This window comes from Bradyrhizobium sp. Pa8 (assembly GCF_052588265.1).
Genome location: NZ_CP176767.1, coordinates 5,150,143 through 5,175,944, shown reverse-complemented (window position 1 = coordinate 5,175,944; position 25,802 = coordinate 5,150,143). Strand labels below are relative to the sequence as shown.

Annotated in this window: 24 protein-coding genes and 1 riboswitch; of the genes, 20 read left to right on the top strand and 4 right to left on the bottom strand. The window is 63.8% G+C overall.

Features of this window, described 5'->3' with window-relative positions; all coding sequences use genetic code 11:
• Positions 1-118: 118 nt before the first annotated feature.
• From adh to ACKWRH_RS23970, 11 genes are all read left to right on the top strand, one after another.
• Positions 119-1,636: an aldehyde dehydrogenase gene (adh, locus tag ACKWRH_RS24020; RefSeq protein WP_445215536.1), complete on the top strand. Its 1,518-nt coding sequence runs from the start codon at positions 119-121 to the stop codon at positions 1,634-1,636.
• A 178-nt stretch (positions 1,637-1,814) separates the two neighbouring features.
• On the top strand, positions 1,815-3,194 hold the full coding sequence (locus ACKWRH_RS24015) for a glycerophosphodiester phosphodiesterase family protein (protein WP_445215535.1): 1,380 nt from the start codon (positions 1,815-1,817) through the stop codon (positions 3,192-3,194).
• Between the two features lie 254 nt (positions 3,195-3,448).
• Complete coding sequence (pdhA, locus tag ACKWRH_RS24010; RefSeq protein WP_063983080.1) at positions 3,449-4,471, top strand: pyruvate dehydrogenase (acetyl-transferring) E1 component subunit alpha; 1,023 nt, start codon at positions 3,449-3,451, stop codon at positions 4,469-4,471.
• A gap of 29 nt (positions 4,472-4,500) precedes the next feature.
• Positions 4,501-5,877, top strand: a complete 1,377-nt coding sequence (locus ACKWRH_RS24005; RefSeq protein ID WP_445215534.1) for a pyruvate dehydrogenase complex E1 component subunit beta — start codon at positions 4,501-4,503, stop codon at positions 5,875-5,877.
• A 3-nt stretch (positions 5,878-5,880) separates the two neighbouring features.
• Positions 5,881-6,183, top strand: coding sequence for a DUF5076 domain-containing protein (locus tag ACKWRH_RS24000; RefSeq protein ID WP_445215533.1), 303 nt, complete (start codon positions 5,881-5,883; stop codon positions 6,181-6,183).
• A 2-nt stretch (positions 6,184-6,185) separates the two neighbouring features.
• Positions 6,186-6,638 carry a nucleoside deaminase gene (locus tag ACKWRH_RS23995; RefSeq protein WP_028156081.1) on the top strand — a complete coding sequence of 151 codons (453 nt, stop codon included), beginning with the start codon at positions 6,186-6,188 and terminating at the stop codon, positions 6,636-6,638.
• Positions 6,639-6,695: 57 nt separating this feature from the next.
• The gene (locus tag ACKWRH_RS23990) at positions 6,696-8,051 is read left to right on the top strand and encodes a pyruvate dehydrogenase complex dihydrolipoamide acetyltransferase (protein WP_445215532.1); all 1,356 of its coding nucleotides are present in this window, start codon (positions 6,696-6,698) and stop codon (positions 8,049-8,051) included.
• Positions 8,052-8,059: 8 nt separating this feature from the next.
• A complete protein-coding gene (locus ACKWRH_RS23985; RefSeq protein ID WP_445215531.1) occupies positions 8,060-8,293 on the top strand; it encodes a hypothetical protein in 234 nt (77 codons plus the stop codon).
• Positions 8,294-8,310: 17 nt separating this feature from the next.
• Positions 8,311-9,732, top strand: a complete 1,422-nt coding sequence (gene lpdA / locus ACKWRH_RS23980; protein WP_445215530.1) for a dihydrolipoyl dehydrogenase — start codon at positions 8,311-8,313, stop codon at positions 9,730-9,732.
• A gap of 182 nt (positions 9,733-9,914) precedes the next feature.
• Entirely contained in the window at positions 9,915-11,156 is a 1,242-nt protein-coding gene (locus ACKWRH_RS23975; RefSeq protein ID WP_445215529.1) for a threonine synthase, read from the top strand.
• 126 nt (positions 11,157-11,282) lie between these two features.
• Entirely contained in the window at positions 11,283-12,254 is a 972-nt protein-coding gene (locus tag ACKWRH_RS23970; protein WP_445215528.1) for a tripartite tricarboxylate transporter substrate binding protein BugD, read from the top strand.
• 79 nt (positions 12,255-12,333) lie between these two features.
• On the opposite strand, the gene ACKWRH_RS23965 is transcribed toward ACKWRH_RS23970, so the two are convergent.
• From ACKWRH_RS23965 to ACKWRH_RS23955, 3 genes are all read right to left on the bottom strand, one after another.
• Positions 12,334-12,720, bottom strand: coding sequence for a response regulator transcription factor (locus ACKWRH_RS23965; RefSeq protein ID WP_445215527.1), 387 nt, complete (start codon positions 12,718-12,720; stop codon positions 12,334-12,336).
• 86 nt (positions 12,721-12,806) lie between these two features.
• Positions 12,807-13,484, bottom strand: coding sequence for a response regulator transcription factor (locus ACKWRH_RS23960; protein ID WP_445215526.1), 678 nt, complete (start codon positions 13,482-13,484; stop codon positions 12,807-12,809).
• Complete coding sequence (locus ACKWRH_RS23955; RefSeq protein ID WP_445215525.1) at positions 13,481-15,907, bottom strand: PAS domain-containing sensor histidine kinase; 2,427 nt, start codon at positions 15,905-15,907, stop codon at positions 13,481-13,483. The genes ACKWRH_RS23960 and ACKWRH_RS23955 overlap by 4 nt, the downstream gene beginning before the upstream one ends.
• Positions 15,908-16,609: 702 nt before the next feature.
• Here ACKWRH_RS23955 and ACKWRH_RS23950 point away from each other — a divergent pair.
• The 3 genes from ACKWRH_RS23950 to ACKWRH_RS23940 all read left to right on the top strand — a co-directional run bounded on the left by ACKWRH_RS23950 (position 16,610) and on the right by ACKWRH_RS23940 (position 17,564).
• Complete coding sequence (locus tag ACKWRH_RS23950) at positions 16,610-17,008, top strand: hypothetical protein (protein WP_445215524.1); 399 nt, start codon at positions 16,610-16,612, stop codon at positions 17,006-17,008.
• The gene (locus tag ACKWRH_RS23945; RefSeq protein ID WP_084795121.1) at positions 17,005-17,193 is read left to right on the top strand and encodes a hypothetical protein; all 189 of its coding nucleotides are present in this window, start codon (positions 17,005-17,007) and stop codon (positions 17,191-17,193) included. The genes ACKWRH_RS23950 and ACKWRH_RS23945 overlap by 4 nt, the downstream gene beginning before the upstream one ends.
• Before the next feature lie 68 nt (positions 17,194-17,261).
• Entirely contained in the window at positions 17,262-17,564 is a 303-nt protein-coding gene (locus ACKWRH_RS23940) for a hypothetical protein (protein WP_445222470.1), read from the top strand.
• Positions 17,565-17,654: 90 nt separating this feature from the next.
• Here the strand turns inward: ACKWRH_RS23940 and ACKWRH_RS23935 are convergent, their stop codons facing one another.
• Complete coding sequence (locus ACKWRH_RS23935; protein WP_445215523.1) at positions 17,655-19,838, bottom strand: lytic transglycosylase domain-containing protein; 2,184 nt, start codon at positions 19,836-19,838, stop codon at positions 17,655-17,657.
• A gap of 324 nt (positions 19,839-20,162) precedes the next feature.
• On the opposite strand from ACKWRH_RS23935, the gene ACKWRH_RS23930 reads away from it, so the two are divergent.
• From ACKWRH_RS23930 to ACKWRH_RS23905, 6 genes are all read left to right on the top strand, one after another.
• Positions 20,163-21,899 (top strand): adenylate/guanylate cyclase domain-containing protein, encoded by a 1,737-nt coding sequence (locus tag ACKWRH_RS23930; RefSeq protein ID WP_445215522.1) that lies wholly within the window; start codon positions 20,163-20,165, stop codon positions 21,897-21,899.
• 126 nt (positions 21,900-22,025) lie between these two features.
• A complete protein-coding gene (locus ACKWRH_RS23925) occupies positions 22,026-22,202 on the top strand; it encodes a hypothetical protein (RefSeq protein WP_445215521.1) in 177 nt (58 codons plus the stop codon).
• 152 nt (positions 22,203-22,354) lie between these two features.
• Positions 22,355-22,597, top strand: coding sequence for a hypothetical protein (locus tag ACKWRH_RS23920; protein ID WP_445215520.1), 243 nt, complete (start codon positions 22,355-22,357; stop codon positions 22,595-22,597).
• 73 nt (positions 22,598-22,670) lie between these two features.
• Positions 22,671-22,928 carry a hypothetical protein gene (locus ACKWRH_RS23915; protein WP_038933070.1) on the top strand — a complete coding sequence of 86 codons (258 nt, stop codon included), beginning with the start codon at positions 22,671-22,673 and terminating at the stop codon, positions 22,926-22,928.
• 128 nt (positions 22,929-23,056) lie between these two features.
• A complete protein-coding gene (locus tag ACKWRH_RS23910) occupies positions 23,057-23,278 on the top strand; it encodes a hypothetical protein (RefSeq protein ID WP_445215519.1) in 222 nt (73 codons plus the stop codon).
• 75 nt (positions 23,279-23,353) lie between these two features.
• A riboswitch (cobalamin riboswitch) is annotated at positions 23,354-23,567 on the top strand.
• 114 nt (positions 23,568-23,681) lie between these two features.
• On the top strand, positions 23,682-25,799 hold the full coding sequence (locus ACKWRH_RS23905; protein ID WP_445215518.1) for a TonB-dependent receptor plug domain-containing protein: 2,118 nt from the start codon (positions 23,682-23,684) through the stop codon (positions 25,797-25,799).
• Positions 25,800-25,802: the final 3 nt, after the last annotated feature.

Below are 25,802 nucleotides of genomic sequence, written 5' to 3'. Positions count from 1 at the left end.
CAGGTCGGGCCGGCCATCGCTCACGCCCGGGCTGACAGGAAAACGCTCCCGCGACATCGTCGGCGCAAGTCGTGAACACGCGACGAATTGCGCAAACAGCAAACATCGGGAGTGATCAATGAACAAGGTGGAATTCCTCGGCGTCACCCAGGTTCCCTTCGCCGAACGCTATGACAATTTCATCGGCGGCAAATTCGTCGCGCCAATCTCCGGCAGGTACTTTGACAACGCCTCGCCGGTGAACGGCCAGATCGTCTGCAAGATCGCGCGTTCCGATGCGCAGGACGTCGAGGCCGCCCTCGATGCGGCGCACGCCGCCAAGGCCGCCTGGGGACGCACCAGCGTCGCCGAGCGCGCCGCGATCCTGAACCGGATCGCCGACCGGATGGAAGAGAATCTGGAGCGCCTTGCGGTTGCCGAGACCTGGGACAACGGTAAGCCGATCCGCGAGACCCGCGCCGCCGACCTGCCACTCGCGATCGATCATTTCCGCTATTTCGCCGGCGTGGTGCGCGCGCAGGAAGGCTCGATCGGCGAGATCGACCACGACACCATCGCCTATCATTTCCACGAACCGCTCGGCGTGGTCGGCCAGATCATCCCCTGGAACTTCCCGCTGCTGATGGCGTGCTGGAAGCTCGCGCCGGCGCTCGCCGCCGGAAATTGCGTCGTGCTCAAGCCCGCCGAGCAGACGCCGGCCTCGATCATGGTCTGGGCCGAGATCATCGGCGATCTCCTGCCGCCCGGCGTCCTCAACATCGTCAATGGCTTTGGCCTCGAAGCCGGCAAGCCGCTCGCGTCCAGCCCGCGGATCGCGAAAATCGCCTTCACCGGCGAGACCACGACGGGCCGGCTGATCATGCAATATGCCAGCCAGAACCTGATCCCGGTCACGCTCGAGCTCGGCGGCAAGTCGCCGAACATCTTCTTCAAGGATGTCACCGCCGAGGACGACGACTTCTTCGACAAGGCGATCGAGGGTTTTGTGATGTTCGCGCTGAACCAGGGCGAGGTCTGCACCTGTCCGAGCCGGGCGCTGGTCCACGCCGATATCTATGACCGCTTCATGGAGCGGGCGCTGAAGCGCGTCGCCGCGATCAAGCAGGGCGACCCGCGCGCGGCCGACACCATGATCGGCGCGCAGGCATCCAGCGAGCAGCTCGCCAAGATCCTCTCTTATATCGACATCGGCAAGCAGGAGGGCGCCAAGGTGCTGGCCGGCGGCGGTCGTGCCGAGCTCGACGGCGACCTCTCCGGCGGCTTCTACGTCCAGCCGACGGTGTTCGAGGGCCACAACAAGATGCGAATCTTCCAGGAGGAGATCTTTGGTCCCGTCGTCTCGGTCACGACCTTCAAGACCGATGACGAAGCGCTCGCGATCGCCAACGACACGCTCTACGGCTTAGGGGCCGGCGTCTGGAGCCGCGATGCCAACCGCTGCTACCGCTTCGGCCGGGCCATCCAGGCCGGCCGGGTCTGGACCAACTGCTACCATGCGTATCCTGCGCATGCCGCGTTCGGCGGCTACAAGCAGTCGGGCGTCGGTCGCGAGACCCACAAGATGATGCTCGACCACTACCAGCAGACCAAAAATCTCCTGGTCAGCTACAGCCCGAAGAAGCTCGGCTTCTTCTGATCGGCAAGATCTGATTGGGCAAGATCTGATCGGGCAGGAGAGGGCGGCGCAACCTTGCGCTGCCCTCTCCGTCGTCATCCGTCTGTCAGAGTCTTGAGACAAGACGACAGCGCCGACCATATTCGGTTCGGCGCCCGCGGCACTCGAAGCGATGCCGGGCAAAGACGGAGGCTTGGTGATGCGGAACAGTCGTTCAGGACAAACAATAGGTGTCGCAGCGATGCTGTTCGGCGCGGCGGTGCTGCCGCTGTCGATGGCCTTTGCACAGTCCGGCCCGGCGCCAGCCGGCGCCAAGCCCTTCCTGACCGTCGATGGAAAGGCGCCACTGGTCCTTGGCCATCGCGGCCTGCCGGGCCTGGTACCTGAAGAGACCGAGGCGTCGTACGACCTCGCCGCGGCGCTCGGGACCGATGCGCTCGAAGAGGATTTGCACTTGACCAAGGATTGCGTTCTGGTCGTGCGTCATAACCCCTGGCTGAGCGACAACACCAACATTGCCGAGGTGGCGAAGACCAATGCGGCCGTCGCTGCCCGCAAGCGGACCGTGCCCGGTGTGCGCGTCAAGGCCCCGTCGGCTACCGGCGTCCCTGCCGACTACCTGACGGATCTCAGCGACCCGGCTGATCCCAAATCGGTGCTGAAGTCGCTGATCGTGGACGGCGAGGATCATACCAACGATTGGTCGATCAGCGATTTCACCATGACCGAACTGAAGCAATGGATCGGCGGCACCACCTACGACGCGGCCAACGAGCGGCCGAAAGTCTTCAATGGCAAGCTCCCGATCATCAGCTTCCAGGACGTCATCGACATCACCAAGGTCAAGAGCAAGGAGACCGGGCGGATCATCCTCGTCTATCCCGAAACCAAGAACCCGACCTGGAACAATGCCCAGGCGATCGCCAATGGCTGCGGCGCGGCCGGCAGCCGTCCGCTCGAAGATGCCCTGATCAAGATCATTGGCGATAACGGCCTCAATACCAAGGACGCTCCCATCCTGGTCCAGAGCTTCGAACCCGGCAGCCTGAAATATATGCGAGGCCACGGCCTCCAGACGCGGCAGGTTCAACTCGTCGACGGCAACGGAATCGACTTCAAAACCGGCAAGGTTCTCCTCAACAACATCACGAATTCGCGCCCGTTCGACTGGACGGTTGCGGGCGATGCGCGCCTGTACGATGCGATGCTGACGCCCGAGGGGCTTGCCGAGATCAAGACCTACGCCGACGGCATCGGTCCGTGGAAGGCCTATATCATTCCGCTCAAGATCGCGCCGTGGAAGGACAGCAACGCCGATGGCACGCCCTACAAGGGATCGACGCCGGAGGCTTCGACGCAGGACGCGACCAGCCTTGTCGCGGACGCGCACAAGCTCGGTCTTTTCGTGCATGTCTTCACGTTTCGGAACGAGAAGAAATATCTTGCCGCCGACTATCGCAGCGACCCGAGCCTTGAATATCTCAAATTCTACCGGCTCGGCGTCGATGGGGTCTTCAGCGACTTCACGCATACCGGCGTTGCCGCCCGCGCGGCGTATTTGCGCGAGTTGGGCTGGTAAGGCAGGCACGGCGAATCGGACGCGCGTGGGATTTCGGATACAAAACAGCGCGTCCGATTTCTCTGCGTTGGCTGCTCACGTTCCCTTCGCTGACCGGTGAGCTAAAGTTGCCCGATCGGCGCCAAAGGTTTTGCAAAGTTTCGGCCACGTTGCAGTGCGGCATAATGAAAGTCGTGCCATGCCGCCGCGGTCCTTTCCAAGGGCGTTTGACTTGGGTTAGAGAGGGCTGAAGTTTTCTCTGACCCGGAATTCCCATGGCCGCACCCAAGAAAGCCGCCGCAAGCACTCCACAGGACAAGACCGACGGCGGTTCGCCCCCGGAATTCACCAGAGAGCAGGAGCTCAAAGCGCTCCGCGACATGCTCCTGATCCGGCGGTTCGAGGAAAAGGCCGGCCAGCTCTACGGCATGGGCGCGATCGGCGGCTTCTGCCACCTTTATATCGGCCAGGAGGCCGTGGTGGTCGGCATGCAGATGGCCCTGAAGCAGGGCGATCAGGTCATCACCGGCTATCGCGATCACGGTCATATGCTCGCCACCGGCATGGAGGCCAACGGCGTCATGGCCGAGCTCACCGGCCGGCGCGGCGGCTATTCCAAGGGCAAGGGCGGCTCCATGCACATGTTCAGCAAGGAGAAGCACTTCTACGGCGGCCACGGCATCGTCGGCGCCCAGGTCTCGCTCGGCACGGGTCTGGCCTTCGCCAACCATTATCGTGGTAACGACAATGTCAGCGTCACCTATTTCGGCGACGGCGCGGCCAACCAGGGCCAGGTCTATGAGAGCTTCAACATGGCGGAGCTCTGGAAGCTGCCGGTGATCTACGTCATCGAGAACAACCGCTACGCCATGGGCACCTCGGTGTCGCGCGCTTCGGCGCAGCAGGATTTCTCCAAGCGCGGCGCGTCCTTTAATATCCCCGGCATGCAGGTCGACGGCATGGACGTCCGCGCCGTGAAGGCCGCGGGCGAGGAGGCGGCGGCCTGGTGCCGCGCCGGCAAGGGTCCCTTCATCCTGGAGATGCAGACCTACCGCTATCGCGGCCACTCGATGTCCGACCCCGCCAAGTACAGAACGCGCGAAGAGGTCGAAAAAGTTCGCCACGACCAGGACCCGATCGAGCAAGTGCGCAACCGCCTGCTCGCGGCCAAGGTGAGCGAGGCCGATCTCAAGGCGATCGATGCCGAGGTCCGCGACATCGTCAATGCGTCCGCCGACTTCGCCCAGCATGATCCCGAGCCGGATGCCGCCGAGCTCTGGACCGACATTTATCGCTGAACGCGCGCAAGCTTTCTTTTGGAGTCGATATGCCAATTCAAGTGCTGATGCCCGCGTTGTCGCCCACGATGGAGAAGGGCAACCTTGCCAAGTGGCTGAAGAAAGAGGGCGAGACTATCAAGTCCGGCGACGTCATCGCCGAGATCGAGACCGACAAGGCGACCATGGAGGTCGAGGCGACCGACGAGGGGACGCTCGGCAAGATCCTGATCCCCGAGGGCACCGCCGACGTGGCGGTGAACACGCCGATCGCGACCATTCTCGCCGATGGCGAGAGCGCCGCCGATCTCGCCAAGGCGCCGGCGAAACCGGCAGCTGAGGCTGCCCCGCCCGCTGCCGCGAAGGCCGAGGCACCCGCGCCTAAGGCTGCGCCCGCGCCGCAGGCCGTCGCCGAACCCGATCCCGAAGTGCCCGCCGGCACCGAGATGGTAACGCAGACCATCCGCGAAGCGCTGCGCGACGCGATGGCCGAAGAGATGCGCCGCGACGCCGACGTCTTCGTGATGGGCGAAGAGGTCGCTGAATATCAGGGCGCCTACAAAGTGACCCAGGGTCTGTTGCAGGAATTCGGCGCCAGGCGCGTCATAGACACGCCGATCACCGAGCACGGCTTTGCCGGCATCGGCGTCGGCGCCGCCATGACCGGGCTGAAGCCGATCGTCGAGTTCATGACCTTCAACTTCGCCATGCAGGCGATCGACCAGATCATCAACTCAGCGGCCAAGACGCTCTACATGTCCGGCGGCCAGATGGGCTGCTCGATCGTGTTCCGCGGGCCCAACGGCGCCGCCGCGCGCGTCGCCGCCCAGCACAGCCAGGACTACTCGTCCTGGTATTCCAACGTCCCGGGTCTCAAGGTGGTCGCGCCGTTCTCCGCAGCGGACTACAAGGGCCTGCTCAAGGCCGCGATCCGCGATCCCAATCCGGTGATCTTCCTCGAGAACGAGGTGCTCTACGGCCATACCGGCGAAGTGCCGAAGCTCGATGACTTCGTGATCCCGATCGGCAAGGCGCGCATCGTGCGTTCGGGCAGCCACGTCACCATCATCTCCTGGTCGAACGGCATGACCTATGCGCTGAAAGCCGCCGACGAACTCGCCAAGGACGGTATCGAGGCCGAGGTGATCGACCTGCGCACGCTGCGGCCGATGGACACCGAGACCATCGTCAACTCCGTCAAGAAGACCGGTCGTGCGGTCACGGTGGAAGAGGGCTGGGCGCAGAGCGGCGTCGGCGCCGAGATCGCCGCGCGCATCATGGAGAACGCCTTCGACTATCTCGATGCGCCGGTCGCGCGCGTCTCCGGCAAGGACGTGCCGATGCCCTATGCGGCGAACCTGGAGAAGCTCGCGCTGCCGTCGGCAGCCGAAGTGGTCGAGGCCGCCAAAGCCGTCTGCTACAGGTAGACCATGGCGGGCCCGAAGGAGCAGCCATTGCCACCCGACGTCCTCGCCCGCGACGACGCGGTCGAGATCCTGCGCGTATTCGTGCTGGACGGCGGGCTGTCGATGGCGTTCCAGCGCGCCTTCGAGGAGCCCGACATGTGGGGCCTCCTGCTCGTCGATCTCGCCCGTCACGCGGCGCGCGCCTACGCGCGCGAGAGCGATTACACCGAGGAGGACGCGCTGAGCCGGATCCTCGAGATGTTCCAGGCGGAGATTGAACGGCCGACCGATACGGGCACGACGACGCCGCGCGGGAAGGGGCACTGACCGTGGCGATCGAAGCCCGTCATTTCGATTTCATGCTGGAGGCGATCCGCGAGGCGGAGGCCTCGATCGCGCAGGGCGGCCTGCCGATCGGCGCCGTGCTGACGCGCGGCAACGAGATCATCGCCCGCGGCCACAACAACCGTGTGCAGGAAAAGAACGTCATCCTCCACGGCGAGATGAGCTGCCTGCGCGAAGCCGGCGTGATCTCGTTCCATGACACCGTCATGTACACCACGCTGTCGCCATGCTCGATGTGTGCCGGCGCGCTCGCTCTGTTCAAGGTGAAGCTGGTGGTGATCGGGGAATCCGTCACCTTCCCGGGCTCCAAGGACATCCTCGACAAGTTCGGCATCCCCTGGATCGACCTTGCAGACGACCGCTCCATCACCATGATGAAGAATTGGCGTTCCATCCCTGCCAACGAGCGCCTGTGGCAGGGCGACATCGGCAACTAAACCTGGTCGTCTTCGCTGTCGGAGACGACGTATTGAAAAGTTCTTCTTGAGGTCAGCATGCCCATCAACATCCTGATGCCCGCTCTCTCGCCGACAATGGAGAAGGGCAACCTCGCCAAATGGCTGAAGAAGGAAGGCGACAAGGTCAAATCCGGCGACGTCATCGCCGAGATCGAGACCGACAAGGCGACCATGGAGGTCGAGGCGATCGATGAAGGCACGATCGCCAAGATCCTCGTGCCCGAGGGCACGCAGGACGTCCCGGTCAACGACGTGATCGCGGTGCTGGCCGGCGAGGGCGAGGACGTGAAGGCGGCCGGTGCCGCCAAGCCCAGCGCCTCGGCCGCACCTCCGAAAGCTGCTGAAGCGCCCGCCGCCGCGCCGGCTCCCGCAGCTGCGCCTGCCGCGCCCAAGGCTGCGCCGCCGCCCGCCGCTGCACCGGCGCCGCAGGCCGCAGTTCCGGCCGCGCAGAGCAACGGCCATGGCGGCCGCGTGTTCTCGTCGCCGCTCGCGCGCCGTCTTGCCAAGGACGCCGGCATCGACGTGTCGATGGTGACCGGTACGGGCCCGCACGGCCGCGTGGTCGCGCGCGACGTCGAGCAGGCCAAATCCGGCAAGGGCCTGAAGGCACCTGCCGCTGCGCCGTCTGGGGCGCCCTCGATCGCGCCGACCATGTCGGACAAGCAGATCCTGTCGCTGTTCGAGCCCGGCTCCTACGAGATCGTCCCGCATGACGGCATGCGCCGCACCATCGCGCAGCGCCTGACCGCGTCGATCCAGAACGTTCCGCACTTCTACCTCACCATCGACTGCGACATCGGCAAGCTGCTCGCCGCGCGCGAGGAGATCAATGCGGCTGCTCCCAAGGACAAGGAGAAGAAGCCGCTCTACAAGATCTCGGTCAACGACTTCGTCATCAAGGCGATGGCCGTTGCGCTCCAGAGAATCCCGAACTGCAACGTCAGCTGGACCGAAAGCGGCATGGTCAAGCACCACCATTCCGACGTCGGTGTCGCCGTGGCGATGCCCGGTGGCCTGATCACGCCGATCATCCGCAAGGCAGAGACCAAGACGCTCTCCACCATCTCCAACGAGATGAAGGATTTTGCCGCGCGCGCGCGCTCGCGCAAGCTGAAGCCCGAGGAGTACCAGGGCGGCACTACCGCGGTCTCCAACCTCGGCATGTTCGGCATCAGCCACTTTACCGCCGTGATCAACCCGCCGCATGCGACGATCCTCGCGGTCGGCACCAGCGAGGAGCGGCCGGTGGTGCGTGGCGGCAAGATCGAGATCGCGAACATGATGAGCGTGACCTTGTCCTGCGATCACCGCGCCATCGACGGCGCGCTTGGCGCCGAGCTGATCGGCGCGTTCAAGCAGCTGATCGAAAATCCCGTCATGATGATGGTCTGAGATGGCGCATGACGACGCGCTGGCCCTGGATCTCGATGCTGGTCTCGCTGATCCTCACGCTCAGCCCGCTCGGCCGCGACATCGTTGACTCCGCCTTCTTCGCCGGCGAGGCGCTGTCGCGCAACATCTGGGCGCCGATCGCGCTCACCATCTTCGCCGTCATGGCGGCCGCCATTCTCTCGGAATGGCTGATCAGAACCTACATCCACAATCGCCGCGCCCGCGGCGCAACGACCGCTTGAGTTGAACGGGAGCCGCCATGGCCGATACATCCTTCGACGTCATCATCATCGGCTCCGGTCCCGGCGGCTATGTCACCGCGATCCGCGCCGCGCAGCTCGGCTTCAAGGTCGCGATCGTAGAGAAGTCCTATCTCGGCGGCATCTGCCTGAACTGGGGCTGCATCCCGACCAAGGCGCTGTTGCGCTCCGCCGAGATCTACCACTACATGCAGCACGCCAAGGATTACGGCCTGTCGGCGGAGAAGGTCTCGTTCGACCCGAAGGCCGTGGTGCAGCGTTCGCGCGGCGTCTCGAAGCGGCTGAACGACGGCGTCGGCTTCCTGATGAAGAAGAACAAGGTCAGCGTGATCTGGGGCGCAGCCTCGATCGACGCGCCCGGCAAGGTGACCGTGAAGAAGTCCGACGTCGAGGGCCCCAAGGGCGCGCTGGGCGAGGGAAGCTACCAGGCCAAGCACATCATCATTGCGACCGGCGCGCGGCCGCGCGTGCTGCCGGGGCTCGAGCCCGACAAGAAGCTGATCTGGACCTATTTCGAGGCGATGGTGCCGGAGAAAATGCCGAAGTCGCTGCTGGTCGTCGGCTCAGGCGCGATCGGCATCGAGTTCGCCTCGTTCTTCCACACCATGGGCTCCGACGTCACCGTGGTCGAGGTGCTGCCGCAGATCCTGCCGGTCGAGGACGCCGAGATTGCAGGCCTCGCCCGCAAGCGTCTGGAGAAGCAGGGCATCAAGATCATGTCCTCGACCAAGGTCACGAAGCTGGAGAAGAAGGCCGACAGCGTCGTCGCCACCATCGACGACGGCAAGGGCAAGCCCGTCACCACCGAGTTCGAGCGCGTGATCTCGGCGGTCGGCGTCGTCGGCAATATCGAGAATCTCGGCTTGGAAAAGCTCGGCGTGAAGACTGACCGTGGCTGTATCGTCATCGACGGCTACGGCAAGACCAATGTCCCCGGCATCTACGCCATCGGCGACGTCGCCGGTCCGCCGATGCTGGCGCACAAGGCCGAGCATGAAGGCGTGATCTGCGTCGAGGCCATCAAGGGCCTGCATCCGCATCCCATGGACAAGGACCTGATCCCGGGCTGCACCTATTGCCAGCCGCAAGTCGCCTCCGTCGGCCTCACCGAAGCCAAGGCCAAGGAGAGCGGCAGAGAGATCCGCGTCGGCCGTTTCCCGTTCGTCGGCAACGGCAAGGCGATTGCGCTGGGCGAGGACCAGGGCCTGGTCAAGGTGATCTTCGACAAGAAGACCGGCCAGCTCCTCGGCGCCCATATGGTCGGTGCGGAAGTCACCGAGCTGATCCAGGGCTACGTCGTCGCGATGAACCTGGAGACAACCGAAGAAGAGCTGATGCACACGGTGTTCCCGCATCCGACCCTGTCGGAGATGATGAAGGAAGCCGTGCTCGATGCGTATGGAAGGGTTTTGAATATTTGAGGATTGGACGGCGGCGCCGTGCCGATCCGTCATCCTGAGGTGCGAGCAAAGCGAGCCTCGAAGGGTGAACGGCCGAGATGCAGCAGCCGGGCTCGTCGCCCTTCGAGGCCTCCGCTTCGCTCCGGCACCTCAGGGTGACGAGTTCAATAGCAACCAAGCAGAACAACAAGAGGGGTCAACCCATGCACGACAACGACAACCTGACCATCGAACGCCCGACCTTCGTCACCCATCTCGAATGCGCGATGGAGGGCGATCATTACGCCGCCGACCAGGTCCACAATCTCTCCAAGGCCGGCAAGCCGCTTTTGGTGCGCTATGACCTTGCGGGCGTGAAGAAGGCGCTGACCAAGGACGCGCTTGCCCAGCGTCCCGGCGACATGTGGCGCTACCGCGAGCTCTTGCCCGTGCGCAAATGCAAGGACATCGTCTCGCTCGGCGAGGTCACGACGCCGCTGATCCGGCTGCCGAAGCTCGGCGCCAGGCTTGGCGGCGGCGAGATCATCGTCAAGGACGAGGGACGCTTGCCGACCGGGTCGTTCAAGGCGCGGGGTCTCGTGATGGCGGTGTCGATGGGCAAGGCGCTCGGCATCGAGCACATGGCGATGCCTACCAACGGCAATGCCGGCGCGGCGCTCGCAGCTTACGCCACGTCGTGCGGCATCAAGACCACGATCTTCTGCCCGGCCGACACGCCGGAAGTGAACGTCAGCGAGATCGAGCTTCAGGGCGCGACCGTCTATCGCGTCAACGGCTATATCGACGATTGCGGCAAGATCGTCGGCGAAGGCAAGGCAAAAGTCGGCTGGTTCGACACGTCTACGCTCAAGGAGCCGTACCGTATCGAGGGCAAGAAGACGATGGGCCTGGAGCTCGCCGAGCAACTCGGCTGGGACGTGCCCGACGTGATCTTCTATCCGACCGGCGGCGGCACTGGCCTGATCGGCATGTGGAAGGCTTTCGACGAGCTGGAGAAAATCGGGTTCATCGGCTCCAAGCGCCCGCGCATGGTCGCAGTACAGGCGTCGGGCTGCGCGCCGTTGGTGCGAGCCTATGACGCCGGCACCGAGCATGCGACGCGCTGGGAGGATGCCCATACCATCGCATCCGGCATCCGCGTGCCGCAGGCGATTGGCGACTTCCTGATCCTGCGCGCGGTGCGCGAGAGCAAGGGTTTTGCCATTGCGGTGGACGACGACAAGATCTCGGCGGCGCTGAACGAGGTCGCACGCGAGGAGGGGCTGCTGCTATGCCCCGAAGGCGCCGCCACCTACGCCGCCTACAAGGACAGCCTCGCCGACGGCCGCGTCAGCAAGACCGACCGCGTGATGCTGTTCAACTGCGCGACGGGCCTGAAATACCCGCTGCCGCCGGTGACCCGCACGCTCGATCGCCACAAGCCGATCGACTACACGCAGTTCTAGGCACGACCAGACCACCGGAGCGCGATGATCGCGCTCTGGCGCGTCATTTCGTCTCTTCACGACCGATCCCTCTTCCCGTACGCGGGAGGGCACAAAAACAACAAAGACATCGCTGGGGAGAAGACAATGAAGAAGGCCATCTGGGTCGGGCTGCTCGGTATTATCGCTGTGACCGGCGCCGCGCGCGCCGACGACTATCCTTCACATCCCATCACCGTCATCGTTCCCTTCGCCGCCGGAGGCCCGTCGGATGCGATGGCGCGCGTGCTCGCCGAGCGCATGCGGGTGACGCTCGGCCAGCCGCTGGTGATCGAGAATGTCACCGGCGCGGGCGGCTCGATCGGCGTCGGGCGCGCCGTGCAGTCGCCGCCGGACGGCTACACCATCTCCTTCGGCCATCTCGGCACCCATGTTGCCAACGGCGCCGTCTACAAACTCAAATACGACCTCGTCGCCGATCTCGAGCCGGTGGTGCTGCTGCCGAGCAATCCGATGATCGTGGTGAGCAAGAACGCGGTGCCCGCGACCTCGCTGAAGGAGCTCATCGAGTGGCTGAAGTCGCGGCCGTCGCCGCCGACCGCCGGCACCGCCGGCGCGGGCTCCGGCAGCCATATCGCCGGTGTCTATTTCGAGAGCGTCAGCGGCATCAAGCTGCAATACGTGCCTTATCGCGGCACGGCTCCCGCGCTGAACGATCTCATCGCCGGCCAGATCGACGTCATCATCGATCAGACCTCCAACTCCATCAACCAGGTCCGCGCCGGCACGATCCGCGCCTATGCCATCACCGACGACAAGCGGCTCTCGTCGGCGCCGGACATTCCGACGGCAGCCGAGGCGGGGCTGAAGGGCTTCAACATGACGTTGTGGTCGGGCCTGTGGGTGCCGAAGGGCACGCCGAAGGAGATCGTCACCAAGCTCAATGCGGCCGCCGTGGAAGCGCTGAACGATCCCGCCGTGAAGAAGCAGCTCGAGAGCCAGGGCCTCGAGATGACGCCCAAGGATCAGCTCACGCCCGAAGCGCTCGGCGCCCGCCAGAAAGCGGAAATCGCAAAATGGTGGCCGATTATCAAGGCCGCCAACATCAAGGTGGATTGAGGCGGCTTGCCTCTTCGGAGGCGGCCACAACGTCAAGTCGCCGCACCCTGTGGGGCAATCAGGTTCACGCGGCGCCGCGTTACGTCTTGGCTTCGCTGTGCTTCGACAGGGCGGTCTCCAGACAACTGATCAGAGCCGGCGTGGAAAACGGCTTCGCGAGAAAGCAGATGGCGCCAGCTTTCAGCGCGCGGTCGCGCACGGCATCGTCGGGAAAGGCGGTCATGAAGATGAACGGTGTGCGGTGACCAAGGCCGCGCATATGCATCAAAAGATCAACCCCGCCCATGACCGACATCTGCACATCCGCGATCACGCAGGACGTCGTCTTCAGTTCGGCCGATTGGAGAAATTCGAGAGCGGAGCCAAAGATGCAGACGGTGTATCCCCGCGACGTCAGGAGATTGTTCGTCGCAAGGCGGACTGATGGATCATCGTCAATGATGGAAATGACCGAGAGGACTGACAAGATGATCGCTCCTGATCGGGGAGCCGCCGATCATGGTGCAGCACCCACCGGAAGGTGGGCCCTCGGGGCGAGCTTGAAAAGCATACTTAGGTTTGCACCTTCCCCCTTGGGCGCGGGATTCCGAGCGTCTCGGTCATTCTGACGAGATCGGCCAATGACTTCGCACCCATCTTCCGCATGATCTGCCCACGATAGATCTTGACGGTAATCTCAGCCAATCCAAGCTCGGCAGCGACTTGCTTGTTCATCAGGCCTGACGCAACCAGGGCGAGAATGTCGCGCTGGCGCGCCGTCAGGCCTTCAAAGCGAGCGCGCACGCTTGACACCGACTTCTCGGCATCGCGCCGCCTGCGATCCCGTTCGATCGCAGCCTGGACTGCATCCAGCATGTCCTGGTCGCGCACCGGCTTGGTCAGGAAATCGATGGCGCCACTCTTCATGGCCCTGACGGTCATCGGGATATCGCCATGACCGGTGATGAAGATGATGGGCGTGCGAATGTCGGCCTTCACGAGATCCGCCTGGAGGTCGAAGCCGCTCGAGCCGGGCAGCCGGATGTCGAGCACGAGGCAACTGGGGACCACCGGCGGCTTGGCTTCCAAGACCTCCGCCGCCGAGCCGAAGGCCTCCACCCTGAGGCCGACCGATTGGAAGAGATTGGTGAGCGCACGCCGCATCGACGGATCGTCATCGACGATCAGGACGATCGGATCATCGGCCCCCGCCTGTGCCTGCGCCTGTGTTGGCTTGGCCTGGTCAGTCACGACGCGGCCTCGTGTGGGAAGGGCAGGGCAATCTGGAATGTTGCACCGCTCCCCTCATTTGGAAATGCCGAAAGCCGGCCCGCGTGAGCCTCGATGATCGATCGGCAGATCGATAGTCCCATCCCCAGGCCGCTCGACTTTGTGGTGAAGAACGGCATGAAGATGCGGTCCGTCACGTCGCTGTCAAGGCCGACGCCGCGATCTGTCACGGTAAGGAGCAGGTGCTCGTCGCCGTCCCGACTGGAGCGAATAGCCAGCTCGCGCGGGAGCTCGACATTGGCTTGCATCGCTTCGATCCCGTTCATGACGAGGTTGATCAGCACCTGCTGGAGCTGGATCCGATCGCCGCAAATGTTGGGCAGGCCGGACGACAACTCCATCCGCACCGACACGGCATGGGTGGCGAGCTCGCGCCGAACGAGGGCCATCACCTCCCTCACGACCTGATTGATGTCGAGTGGAACCATCTCGATCTCGGTCTTTTTCGCGAGCGCGCGGATCCGGCGGATCACCTCGCTGGCCCGATTGGCGTCCTCGACGATCCATTCGACGGAACGGCGCGCAGCGTCGAGATCGGCGGGGTCGCGGCCGAGCCAACCGATGCAGGCGTCCGCATTGGAAATTACGGCGGCAAGAGGCTGGTTGATTTCGTGCGCAATCGAGGCGGTGAGCTCGCCGAGCGTCGTGATGCGCGTGACATGAGCGAGCTCGGCTTGCGCTTTGCGCAGGGCATCTTCGGCCTGCTCGGTGCGGATCGCCGCCGTCACATCGCTGCTGACGCCCCTATAGCCGAGGAAGTTACCATTCTCGTCATGGAAGGGCTTGCCGCTGGTGCGCACGTAAATCGGAGATCCGTTGCGATCCTTGCTGCGGTAAACCAGGTCGCGGAACGGAAGGTGGGCATCGAGCGCCGCGCGATGCTGCTCCCACTTCTCGGGCTCGAACTCGGCATCGGGCGGAATGTCCCAACGGGTCAGCCCGATCAAGCCTGTCGGCACCGGACTGGCCGTATCGGCGTGTTCCGATATCCGGGTGATGCGGTGATCCGGCCCGGTCTCCCAAAACCAGTCCGATGCGGTTTCGGCATAGTCGCGGAATCGCTGCTCGGATTGCTTGAGCTCGTCAAAGGCCTTCTGCAGTGCTTCTTTTGCGGCGAACTGGTCGGTGACGTCCACGTGCGTGCCGATGATTTCCATCACATCGCCATCGCCGCCCTTCACAGGATGCCCCTCCGTATGGACACGTCTTATCGAACCGTCCGGACGCGCAATCCGAAAGTCGATTTCGAAGGGCTCCCCTTGGTGGATTGCGCGACGTTCCACGTCGGCAATTCGTCGAAAGTCATCGGCGAGGATCCGTTGCTGGAAAGCCCGCGCCGGGACATCGATCTGGTCCGGCTCAAATCCGAACAGGCGGTAGAGTTCAGCCGATCGGTAGGCAAACTCCTGACGACGCACGTCCCAGGCCCAGCTGCTCGTATGGCTGAGGCGTTGGGCTTCGGCCAGATAGGCCTCGCTGCGGCGCAGCCTCTGTTCTGTTTCTTTTGCAATCGTGACATCGGTGACAGCGCCGGCGAACTCGATGCGCCCGGATGCACGTCTCACCGCGCGTGCCACGGAATGGAGATATTTGATGGATACATCCGGCATCAACAGGCGATATTCATGGTCGAAATCCTCCGCTTCGCGGAAGGCTCGATCAAGGGTCTTGCGGACCGCATCGCGGTCCTCCGGATGGATGCGCTGAAAAACGAAGCCCAGGTTCGGCTGCATTGCCGGGTCACATTGGAAAATGCGGAAGGTTTCCCTCGACCAGAAGATCTCGCCGGTCGCGGGGCTCAAGCCGAAGCTGCCCGTGCGGCTCAGTTCCTGAGCCTGGGCGAGGTAGGCCTCGCTCTGCCGCAGCGCATCCTCCGCCTCCTTACGCTGGGTGATGTTTTCGCAGGCGACCAGCACGACCGGCGTGCCGTCGCCGCGCAGCATCGCCTTGGCGTTTTCACGGACCCAGAGAACCGAGCCGTCTTTGCGGATCTTGCGAATCTCCCAGGTATGCGACTGGTCCACGGTTTCCAGGCACAACCCGACGCATTGACGAACGAAGTGGCGGTCTTCCTCGAAAAAGACGTTCAGCACGGATTGGCCTGTCAACTCGGCCGCCGTGTAGCCCAATTGTGCGGCGCCAAACGTGTTCACGTTGAGCACCGTCCCGGCCGGATCGACCATGAAGTACATGACCGGATTGTGCTCGAACACCTCGCGCCACTGCTTCACGGCGTCGCGTAGATCGACGATGTCCTGTCGCGCGTCATCACCGACCGCGGGACTGTCCTTCTCGCCGGTGCCGAAAGATCGAAGCGCCGCGAGGCCGCCGAGTAGTAATTGTGCGGCCGAATTCCCAAATTTCGCGATTTGGCCAGGCATCATCGCGGGCGTCCCGGCTCGCAGGGGTCGAAGCAAGTAGAGCACTTTGCAACCAGGGGAGCAATTCCCTCTGACCAAAGTAGAACTCCGCGCCGAAACTCGCGGCAGCCGTGCAGCCTGCCGGCCTTGCGCCGTCTCGTTGCGAAGGTGCGGCAAAGGCCCGAAAAACTACGGGACAAACCTACGTATAGCTCGCGCATCCCAAGTCATAGCGCACATTTACCTCCGTACAATTGAGTCGTCCGTTGCATGCGGACTAGTCTCACAACCATCGAAGGGACGCGATGTGCAAGGCCACAAGCCGGCGATTGGCTCGATGTGCTGCTGATAGCTCCGCGTCCATTGCCCGACCTGCCGCACGATGGGCCGGTCGCGATTGAGAGGCCGCATTTCACTAACGAGCGTGGATGGCCGGGCGTCAGCGTACGCGCGACGCCACGACCATGAGAGCCGGGAGGAGAGCATGATGTGCGATACGCCTGAACACTCCGAGCGTGGTCCTGCTGTAAAAGCCTGCGCTGTCTGTAGCGGCAAGTTTGGCCTGATCCGATATTATTCGTGGCGAACGCCGCTGTGCTCCAGAAAATGTCTCGATCGCTTCAGGGCGCGCCGCGAACGCGACCGCCGATGGTTGTTTCGATTTCAGGCGGCATGAGGACTAGCCCTTCGATCGGCTCCATTCGGCAATTCTGAACAGGAGGCTGCGTGCTGAACCGTGCTTGCAAGCTCCTCTTGATGATCGCGCTGCCGTTTCCGTGGATAACGGGAGTGGAGGCCGACGAGATCGGACAGGATGGTGCACATCGTCATCATCCGCTCCAGGATCAGCTCCTGCACGAGAAGTTCTATTCCAGCTGGCACATGCCCGATAATCCCGTGCTCAGCTGCTGCAACAGCGCGGATTGCTACCCGACCGAGGTGCGATACGTCGACGGCAGGATCTTCGCGCGGCGCCGGGAGGACGGGAAGTACATCCTCATTCCATCCCAGAAGGTCGAGCGAAACAGGGACAATCCCGACGGCCGCAACCATCTTTGCGCGCCGCCGCCGTCCGCCTCTCTGGTCGACACGGTCTACTGCTTCGCGTTGGGAGGTGCCACGTGAGATTCATATTGGTGAACGGCAGGACCCCTTTCCGCAAGACATTTTGTCTATGGTGCTGCGAGGAGATCAGCGGCGGTTATCTGCGCGACGCGAAGACGCTGCTGCCCTATTGCGGCTACGAGTGTTACGCGCTCCATCACGAAGCGGCGCCGTTGATCGAGAGGCGAGCGCAAGCGGCGTCTTGAGCTGACGGGTGGGCGAGGCGCATCGGCCGATGCGGGGGCTGGCAGGGGAGGACAGGACGTTGAAATTCATGCTCGTCAATCAGGGCCAGCCGCGCCATGGCGTCACCTGCAGCGCGTGCGCCCAGCCGCTGGGCTCGAGTTACGTCCGGCATGTATCCACGCAACGGCGGTACTGCGAGTATGATTGCTACCGCCGATATCAGCAGACGAGCATGGAAGGGCTCTGGCCTTACCGCAGTTCGCTCGAATTGATCACGGTGTTCGCGGCCGTTTCGAGCTGGAGCTGGATGATGCAGGTGGGCGCGCTCTCTGGCGCGCTGACGGAGGCATTTCTGCGCGCGCGCGAACCTTCTGACCACGGAAGGAGGTGACCGCTAGCCAAACGATGCGAGCCGCGCAGAGTGGTCGGCCGCAGTCACTGCATCCAGCTTCGCGCCGCGTCCAGCCCCGGCGTTGCGAAGCTAGGGCGCGGCGGCTGCGGCCGCTGCCGTGGGTGCCGCGCTGACTTCGTGCGTCGTGACGCGTTGCTCGGACTTCGCCGTGGCTGTGCCGCTGCCCTCGAACCGGGCGCGGTAGACCAGCACATTCTCAATCACGCGCTGGACGTAGTTGCGTGTCTCCGACAGCGGGATGCGCTCGACCCAGTCGACCGGATCGATCTTGGGGTCGCGCGGGTCGCCGCGCGCCTGCACCCATTCGCGCACCCGGCCGCGGCCGGCATTGTAGCCGGCGAAGGTCATGATCTGGTCGCCGCGATATTCCGACAGCAGCGCGCTGAGCTCGGCCGCGCCCATCTGCGTGTTGTAGACGGGATCGGATACCATCCTGTCCCAGTCATAGGTCAGGCCAAAGCGCTTTGCGGTATCGCGGCCCGCCTCCGGCGTCACCTGCATGAGGCCGACCGCGTTGGCGGGTGACTTGTCGCGCTGGTCGAACGAGCTTTCGGTGCGCGCCACCGAATAGATCACGCTGGTCTCGATCGCGGGCGCGACCTGCTTGTGCTCGGGAATGCCGATGGTCGGGAAGGCGTAATGGTCGAGCGCAAGCCCGCGCGCCAGCGCCGATTTGCCGACCTGCAGCATCACGCGCGCATCGTTGCGCCGGCCGGCAAGCTCGCCGAGGGCTTCCAGCGCTGCGACGTCGGTGCTCTCCTTGGCAAAATCCTCGGCGTAATAGAACACCATGTCGCGCTCGCCGATGCCGTAGAGCATCTCGGCGGCGCGGACGCGCTCGTCCGCGGGCTGTGTGTCGGCCGCGGCCAGCACGGGCGAGGGCGGGCGCAGCTCGATCCCGTCGAGGCCGAGCCTGGCGCGTGCGAGCTGGCCGTAATAGGCGGTCGTATAGCGCGCGGCGGCCTGATAGCTCATGCGCGCATCCGCCGTCGCCCCCATCGCCTCGGCCGCGCGGCCGCGCCAGTAATGCGCACGCGACAGCGCGATCGGATTGGCCGAGCCTTCGTCGATCGCGGCGAAATGCACCATGGCCGCCTTGGGATCGTCGAGATAGCGCAGCGCGATCCAGCCGCACATGAAGTGGTAGTCGACGCGATAGACTTCCATCGCGGGCACCGCCGCCGCACGCACCACGTCGTAGGCGGTCTTGAACTTGCCCTGGTCGAGCAGCTTTCGCGCGAGCAGGCGGCGCTCGCGCCACCAGGCATCGGTGTCCTGGGCCGCCATCGTGTCGGGCGCGGCGGCCAGGATCACCTCGGCGGCGTCGTCGATGCGATCGTTCTGGAGATGCCACTGCGCGCGGCAGAGGACGTAGCCGAGATCGCGGCGTGCTTCGGTCGAGACGTCCTCGAGATAATCCTTGGCCTTGTTGGCCTTGCCGGTGACCGCCGAGCAGGCCTTGACGATCGCGAGCGCGTCTTCGCCGAGCCGCTTGGCCGCGCGCCTTGCAGCGGCGTAGTCCTTTGCGCCGAGGCGCTTGTCCATGCGGGCGCGATGATCGTCAGCGGTCAGGAGATCGCGGAACGCCTCGTAGGAATCCTCCTCGCTGCGCTCGGATAGTTCGTCCGTGCGCCAGGCCTCGCGCACCAGGCGCGTAGCCCTGTCATTGTCGCCTTCACTCAGGAGCACGCGGGCGAGTGCGAACTTGCCCTTGGCGCTGGTCGGCCGGTCCATTGTGAACTTGTGCACGGTCGCCGCGTCGCTCTTCTCCTGCCACAGCCGCGCTTCGGCACGGCGGCGGAGCAGGGCGCTGCTCGGCCAGTCCGGGTTGGCGGCGATGAAGGCGGCGTAGCGCTTGAAAGGTGCCGTGCTCTCGGAATGGCGCAGCATGAACCAGTCGGCGAGCTTCTGTCCGGCCGGATCGGCAATGCGGTCGCGCGCCGCGCTGGCGTCGTCGGTTTTGCCCTTGCGTGCGAGATCGATGGCGTCCTTCAGCGCGGCGAGGTCGCCGGTGAGCGGCGGCGGCGCCGGCTTGTCCGAGGGCTCGTCGTCCTTCTTCGACTTGCGCTTGGCCTCGGCGTGTTTGCCATGGCGCGACTTGACCACAGCATGGCGCTGCTTGCCGGCTTTCGCCTCATGCGTCTTCTTCGACGCGGACGATTTGTGACTGCTCTTCGCTGCCAGCTCGGTTGGGATCAAGGCCAAAGCGGCCACGGCAACGACACACGCGAGCGAGCGTAGGCACTGGTTCATTCGATGGTCCCCCTGCGAACCACTACAAACCAAGGTCCGCGACGACATGCGGCTTGAGAATCAAAGACGACACCCAAAACGATGCCACGACACCGTTTCGCAGTCCTCACGCTCCTTCAACAATGCGGCAAAATACCGATGGGAACTCGGGAACTTCCGAAATGGCGGAAAGGGTAGCGCCTTCAACCTTTGTTAACGAATGAGGCTCGGGCGACGGTTGCGCAGGGTTCAGTGCGCCGTGGGGTCAGATTGCGCGTGTTCCCGCGGTCAAATCCGGTGTATTGAGTTCCCCAACTCGTTCTTTCAGCCTTTGCCCCCGCACCCATGCCGCTTTTCAACCAGTCGATCCGGCGCAAGATCGTCGGCATCGCCCTCGGATTGATCGTCCTGATGCTGGTCACCTCGATCCTGTCGATGGTGATGTCGAGCCAGGTCGGCGTCCTGCTCGACGAGCTGACCGACCGCTACATTCCGGCCTACGGCCATCTGGCGCGCGCCAACATCCGCTCGCTGGAGCGGTCGGTGGCGCTGCGGCGGATGGTCATGATGAAGATGCAGGCGCCCGCGGAGGAGGAGGCCTATGCGGCGCGCCTGCGCGAATTCGAGGAGGCCGATCGGAAGATCGACGAGGAGGCCGAGGCCGCGCGTACGCACATCAACGCGATCATCGACGACAAGAGGACGCCTTCCGACAATGCCGGGCTGGCGCGGATCGAGACTCGGATCGAAACCGCTCTCACCGAGCTGCGTCACGACATGAATGAGGACCACGCAAAACTCCTCAAGCAGGTGGAAGGCAAGGAGATGACGGAGGCGCGCGGGACCCTGGAGCATCTCGACACCATACGCGACCAGTTCAACCAGAAGATCGACGCGATCCGCGCCGACATGCTGAAGCAGGTCTTCGCCAGTACGGCGACAGTGATCGGTCGCCAGCGCCAGGCGATGATCATTTCGGGCATCGTCACCATTCTCGCGGCGGTGGTCGGATTTGCTTTCGCGCTCCTCGTCTCCAGCGGCATCACACGGCCGGTGCGCCTCTTGCTCGCCGGCACCCGCGAGGTCGAGGCGGGTCGGTTCGACAAGACCATCACGGTCTCGACCCAGGACGAGATCGGCGAACTCGCCGCGGCCTTCAATCGCATGATCGAGCAGTTGCGCCACAACGAGCGCATCCGCGAGACCTTTGGCCGCTACATCGATCCCAAGGTGGTGCAGGGGCTGATCGACCGGCCGGAGGTCGCCATCGACGGCCAGCGGCGGGTGATGACCATCATGTTCTGCGACATGAGCGGCTTCACCTCGATGAGCGAGGGCATGACCCCGCGCGGCCTCGTCAAGGTGATGAACCACTATTTCACGGTGATGTCCGGCCCCATCAGGAACCATCGCGGCGTCATCGACAAATATATCGGCGATGCCATCATGGCCTATTGGGGGCCTCCCTTCATCGAGGAGGACGAGCCGGCGCTGCTCGCCTGCTTCGCCGCCATCGACATGGCCGATCAGGTGCCGGCGCTCCAGAAGCAGTTGCCGGACCTGCTCGGCATCCGCGCCATGCCGGCGCCATGCGACTTGCGGATCGGCATCGCCACCGGCGAGGTCCTGACCGGCAGCATCGGCTCCGAGCTGATGATGAGCTTTACCGTGATGGGCGATGCCGTGAACCTCGCCTCGCGCCTCGAGCTGGTCAACAAGGTCTACGGCACCCGCATCCTGATCTCGCAGGCCACGGCGGATGCGATCGGATCGAACCTCGAGCTGCGCGAGATCGATCGTCTCGCGGTCGCCGGCCAGAGCGCGCCGCAGGCGATCTTCGAGGTGATGAGCAAGGCGCACGGGCTCAGCATCCCGCAGGAGAGCCTGCGCGCGCGCTACACCGAAGGCCTCGCCGCCTATCGCGCGCAGCGCTTTGACGATGCTCGGGCCGCGTTCAATGCAGCGCTCGAAGCGGTGCCCGGCGACGGCCCCTCGCGCACGCTGCTCGGCCGCATCGCGCTGTTCGAGGCCAATCCGCCGGACGCAGCTTGGGATGGCGCCTGGCGGCTGGAGCAGAAATAGCCGTCCTTACCGGGCCGGCATCGCCCTTGCCGGAAAAAACGCTTCTACTCGATAACGATGTTCGCCGTGACCTAATTCCCGGGCTTAGGTTTGTCGTCCCTTGAGGCGTTTGATGGGGACACGCCGATGACAGAACTTCATGACAGGCTGGAACGGTTCGAGACGCTCACCGCCGAATGCGAGCTGATTGCCAAGCTCGCCACCGACAGCACCAAGCGCGAGTTCTATCTGAAACTCTCGGAGCAGTACCGTCAGCTGGCGGTGGATATGCGGAAGGTGATCGCGACCAAGGCTGCGGCCTGACGCCGCCTGCAATCCGTTCTTAATGTTTGGCGCGCATCCTCGGAGGATGCGAGCGTTGCGATCATGATTGCTCGCAGTGGGAATGCCGAGGTGCGTTGCTGTGCAGCGTGCCTCGCCGATGTCGCTTTGCCGCTCTTTACCAGGGCAATCCCATGCGCCTTGTTGCAGTCCTCATCTTCGCGCTCATGACGGCTGCCTGCAACCAGGAGCAGGACATCACCGGCTCGACCCCGGTCTGTGCGATGCGGAACTACAACTCCTACAATCCCCGCGACATGAATCAGTGCGTTGCCGCCTGCAAGGCGTGCGACCACGGCAACACCGTCACCTGCACCCGTCATGCACCCTCAAAGGCGCCCACTGAGCGGCGGCGCTGCCTGGAGCTGAGGGGCTGACGGTGCTCGGGCACCGGAACGATTCACATGGGTTAGTCATTGAAGAGGCGGACAGGACGCGGAGTCCTATGGAATGGGTATGCTCGATCCCGGTCGGTTCCTGGTGTCGTGCTCGCATTGCGATGCTTGGCCGATGGCGGCCAACGTCAAACGTTCGAGCTGGTCGGCGTCGCCGCACGAGGTCCGCTTCGTATGCCCGCGCTGTCGCCGCGAGGAGACCGCCATCATCTCGGCCTCCGGTGAGCTGACCCCGATCCGGCGCAGCGACGCTCCGCTGCGCGACGTCACCGCGGCCTGGGCTCAGGCCCAGCGGCCAAGAGGTCGGGCGTAGCCCGCCCGTCACAGGACCAAGAGGGCGGGCGTAGTCAGCTCTGCGCAAGGCCTTGCGCGGCCCGTTTTTGGAACCCGGCCTACGCCCACGCGTTTCCGCTCCTACATCAACGCATCGAGGCCCTGCGAATGATCAGCGAGCATTTCGACACCCGCACCCGGATCAACATGAAGCTGGCGCTGGATCGGGTCTGCCGCAATCGCCCGGTCGGCGAGGACCATTGCTTTCGCAGGTCCGTTGCCGAGAACATCATCCGCTGCGCGCTCACGGGCCGCACCGGCATCGGTCAGCTCGTCGATGCCGGCGAGCGGGCGATGATCAGGACGCGTTCGGAGCGGGAGTCGGCCTGATTGCGCCGGCTCAATCTCCGGTGCGGTGCTTTGACCGTCATGCAACCGGCCGATTGACTCTCCGCTTACCCGCCCCGTAGATTGGTCGGTGACGGTTCTCCTCACGGAGATCAAAAGGGAACGTGGTGCGAGATTTTCCCGATACCGGGATATTCTCAACGCCACGGCTGCCCCCGCAACTGTAAGCGGTGAATCTTTCGTCATATGCCACTGGGAATCTCGGTCCTGGGAAGGCGACGCAAGGTAACGACCCGCGAGCCAGGAGACCTGCCGTCAGCCGTGGTCACACGCGAAGATGTCGGTCGGGGAGTACAGACATTAGCTTCACCGGAGCAATCGATCGCTCCGCCGTGAAACCTCGTTCGCTGTGACGTGCCACTGACGTCATACCGAGGTTACAAGAGTGTCCCGTATTGTCTTTGCCGCCAGGCGCTTCCGCGCCGGGCTTGTCGTGTTCGTTTCCCTTTGTTCGCTCGATCTGTCCATTGCCCAGGCCCAGCAATCGGCATCGCCCGATCTGCTGCCGCCGGTCGAGGTCGCGCCGACCGAGCGTGCGGCCAAGCCGCAAGTTGCGCAGCGTGCGCCCGACCAGCCCGAGCAGCGGCGCGTCGCTCGCGTGCCGAAACCCGAGCTGTTGCCTCCGTCGCCCACGGTTGCCGGGGTATCCGCAGCGAACCTGTTTCCGACGGTCGTCGTCAGTCCGACGGGCGTTGTCACTCCGACCAATCTGGTTGCGAGCTCGGTGACGGTTCTGACCGCCAGAGACATCGAGCGCGATCAGCGCCGAACCGCATCCGATGCGCTGAGCGCGGTTCCTGGCCTCAACCTCGTGCAGACCGGCGGTCCCGGCGGACAGACGTCGATCTTCGTGCGCGGAACGAATTCCAACCACACCAAGGTCCTGATCGACGGCATCGACGTCAGCGATCCCGGCAACCCGAACCGTTCGTTCGATTTCGGCCAGTTGCTCACCTCCGACATTCAGCAGATCGAAGTCCTGCGCGGTCCGCAGAGCGGTCTCTACGGCGCAGACGCGCTGGGTGGCGTGATCTCCATCGTGACGAAGAAGGGTGACGGTCCCGCCCGCGCCACCGGCTCGGTCGAGGGAGGCTCGTTCGGAACGTTCAATCAAACCGCAGGCCTGAGCGGTTCACAGGACCACTTCAACTATGCCTTCAACGTCGCGCATTTCCACGCGAACGACGTGCCGGTGACGCCGCTCGAATTGCTGCCGCCGGGGCAGAAGGCGATCGGCAACTATTACGACAACATCACTTATTCGACGAAGCTTGGCGCCGAATTGAGCGAAAACCTGACGCTCAACGGCGTGGCGCGGTACACTGACGCCACCCTGCGCTTTACCGGAGACACCTTCAATCCCGTCACATCCGCGAGCTTTCCCTCGGCCGCGCAAAGCACGCAGACGGTGCACCAGCTCTTCACGCGCGGGGAGGCGGTCTGGTCGGCTCTCGACGACCGGATGAGAAGCTATTTCGGCGTCAACTACACCAACCACTGGAACTACAATATCACGCCCGGCGACGCGATGGCCACGATCACGACCGGCGACCGCCTCAAGTATGATTGGCACACCACGACCCAGCTCGCGCCCAACAACAATGTCATCATTGGCGCGGAGCATGAGACCGAAACACTGCAAACGGCGACGGTCTCGGCGCAAAACGTCAACAAGGCCGGATATATGGAGCTGCAGTCCCAGTTCCGGGATCGCGTCTTCTTCACGGCCAACGTCCGGCAGGACGATAATGAGCGGTTTGGAGAGCATCCGACCTTTCGTCTGACGTCTGCCGTGATCGTGCCGGTCACGGATACGAAGTTCAAGGGTAGCTACGGCACGGGTTTCAAGGCGCCGACGCTCAACCAGCTTTACGTCAGCTTTCCCGCGTTTTTCTTCTTTGCAAATCCCAACCTCAGGCCCGAGGAAAGCGTCGGATACGACGCCGGCTTCGAGCAACCCTTGTTTGGCGATCGCGTTCGCTTCGGGTCGACATACTTCCGCAACGACGTTACGGACCTGATCCAGAGCACGTTCGATCCCGTGACATTCACGAGCACCAACACCAATATCGGCAAGGCGATCACGGAGGGCACGGAGAGCTTCGTCGCGGCTGCGATCACGGACCGGATTCGCGTTCGTGCTGACTACACTTTTACCCGCGCGGTGGATGCAACGGCGGGACTGGAGTTGCTGAGGCGTCCGAAGGAGAAGTGGAGCGCAAATGTCATCTGGAATCCGATCGATCCGCTCACATTGTCCGCAACCGTGTTGCACGTCGGGAGTTTCGTCGATGGCAACCGCGACTTCAGCATTCCGCGTCTGCTGGCTCCGGCCTACACCGTCGTCAACGTTGCAGCCGAATATCTGGTCACCGACCAGGTGAAGGTGTTTGGCCGGTTCGATAATCTCGCCAATGTGCACTATCAAAATCCGACCGGCTTTCTGCAGCCGGGACTGGGCGTCTATGGCGGCATTCGCCTGGCGAATTACGACGTCAGATAGCGA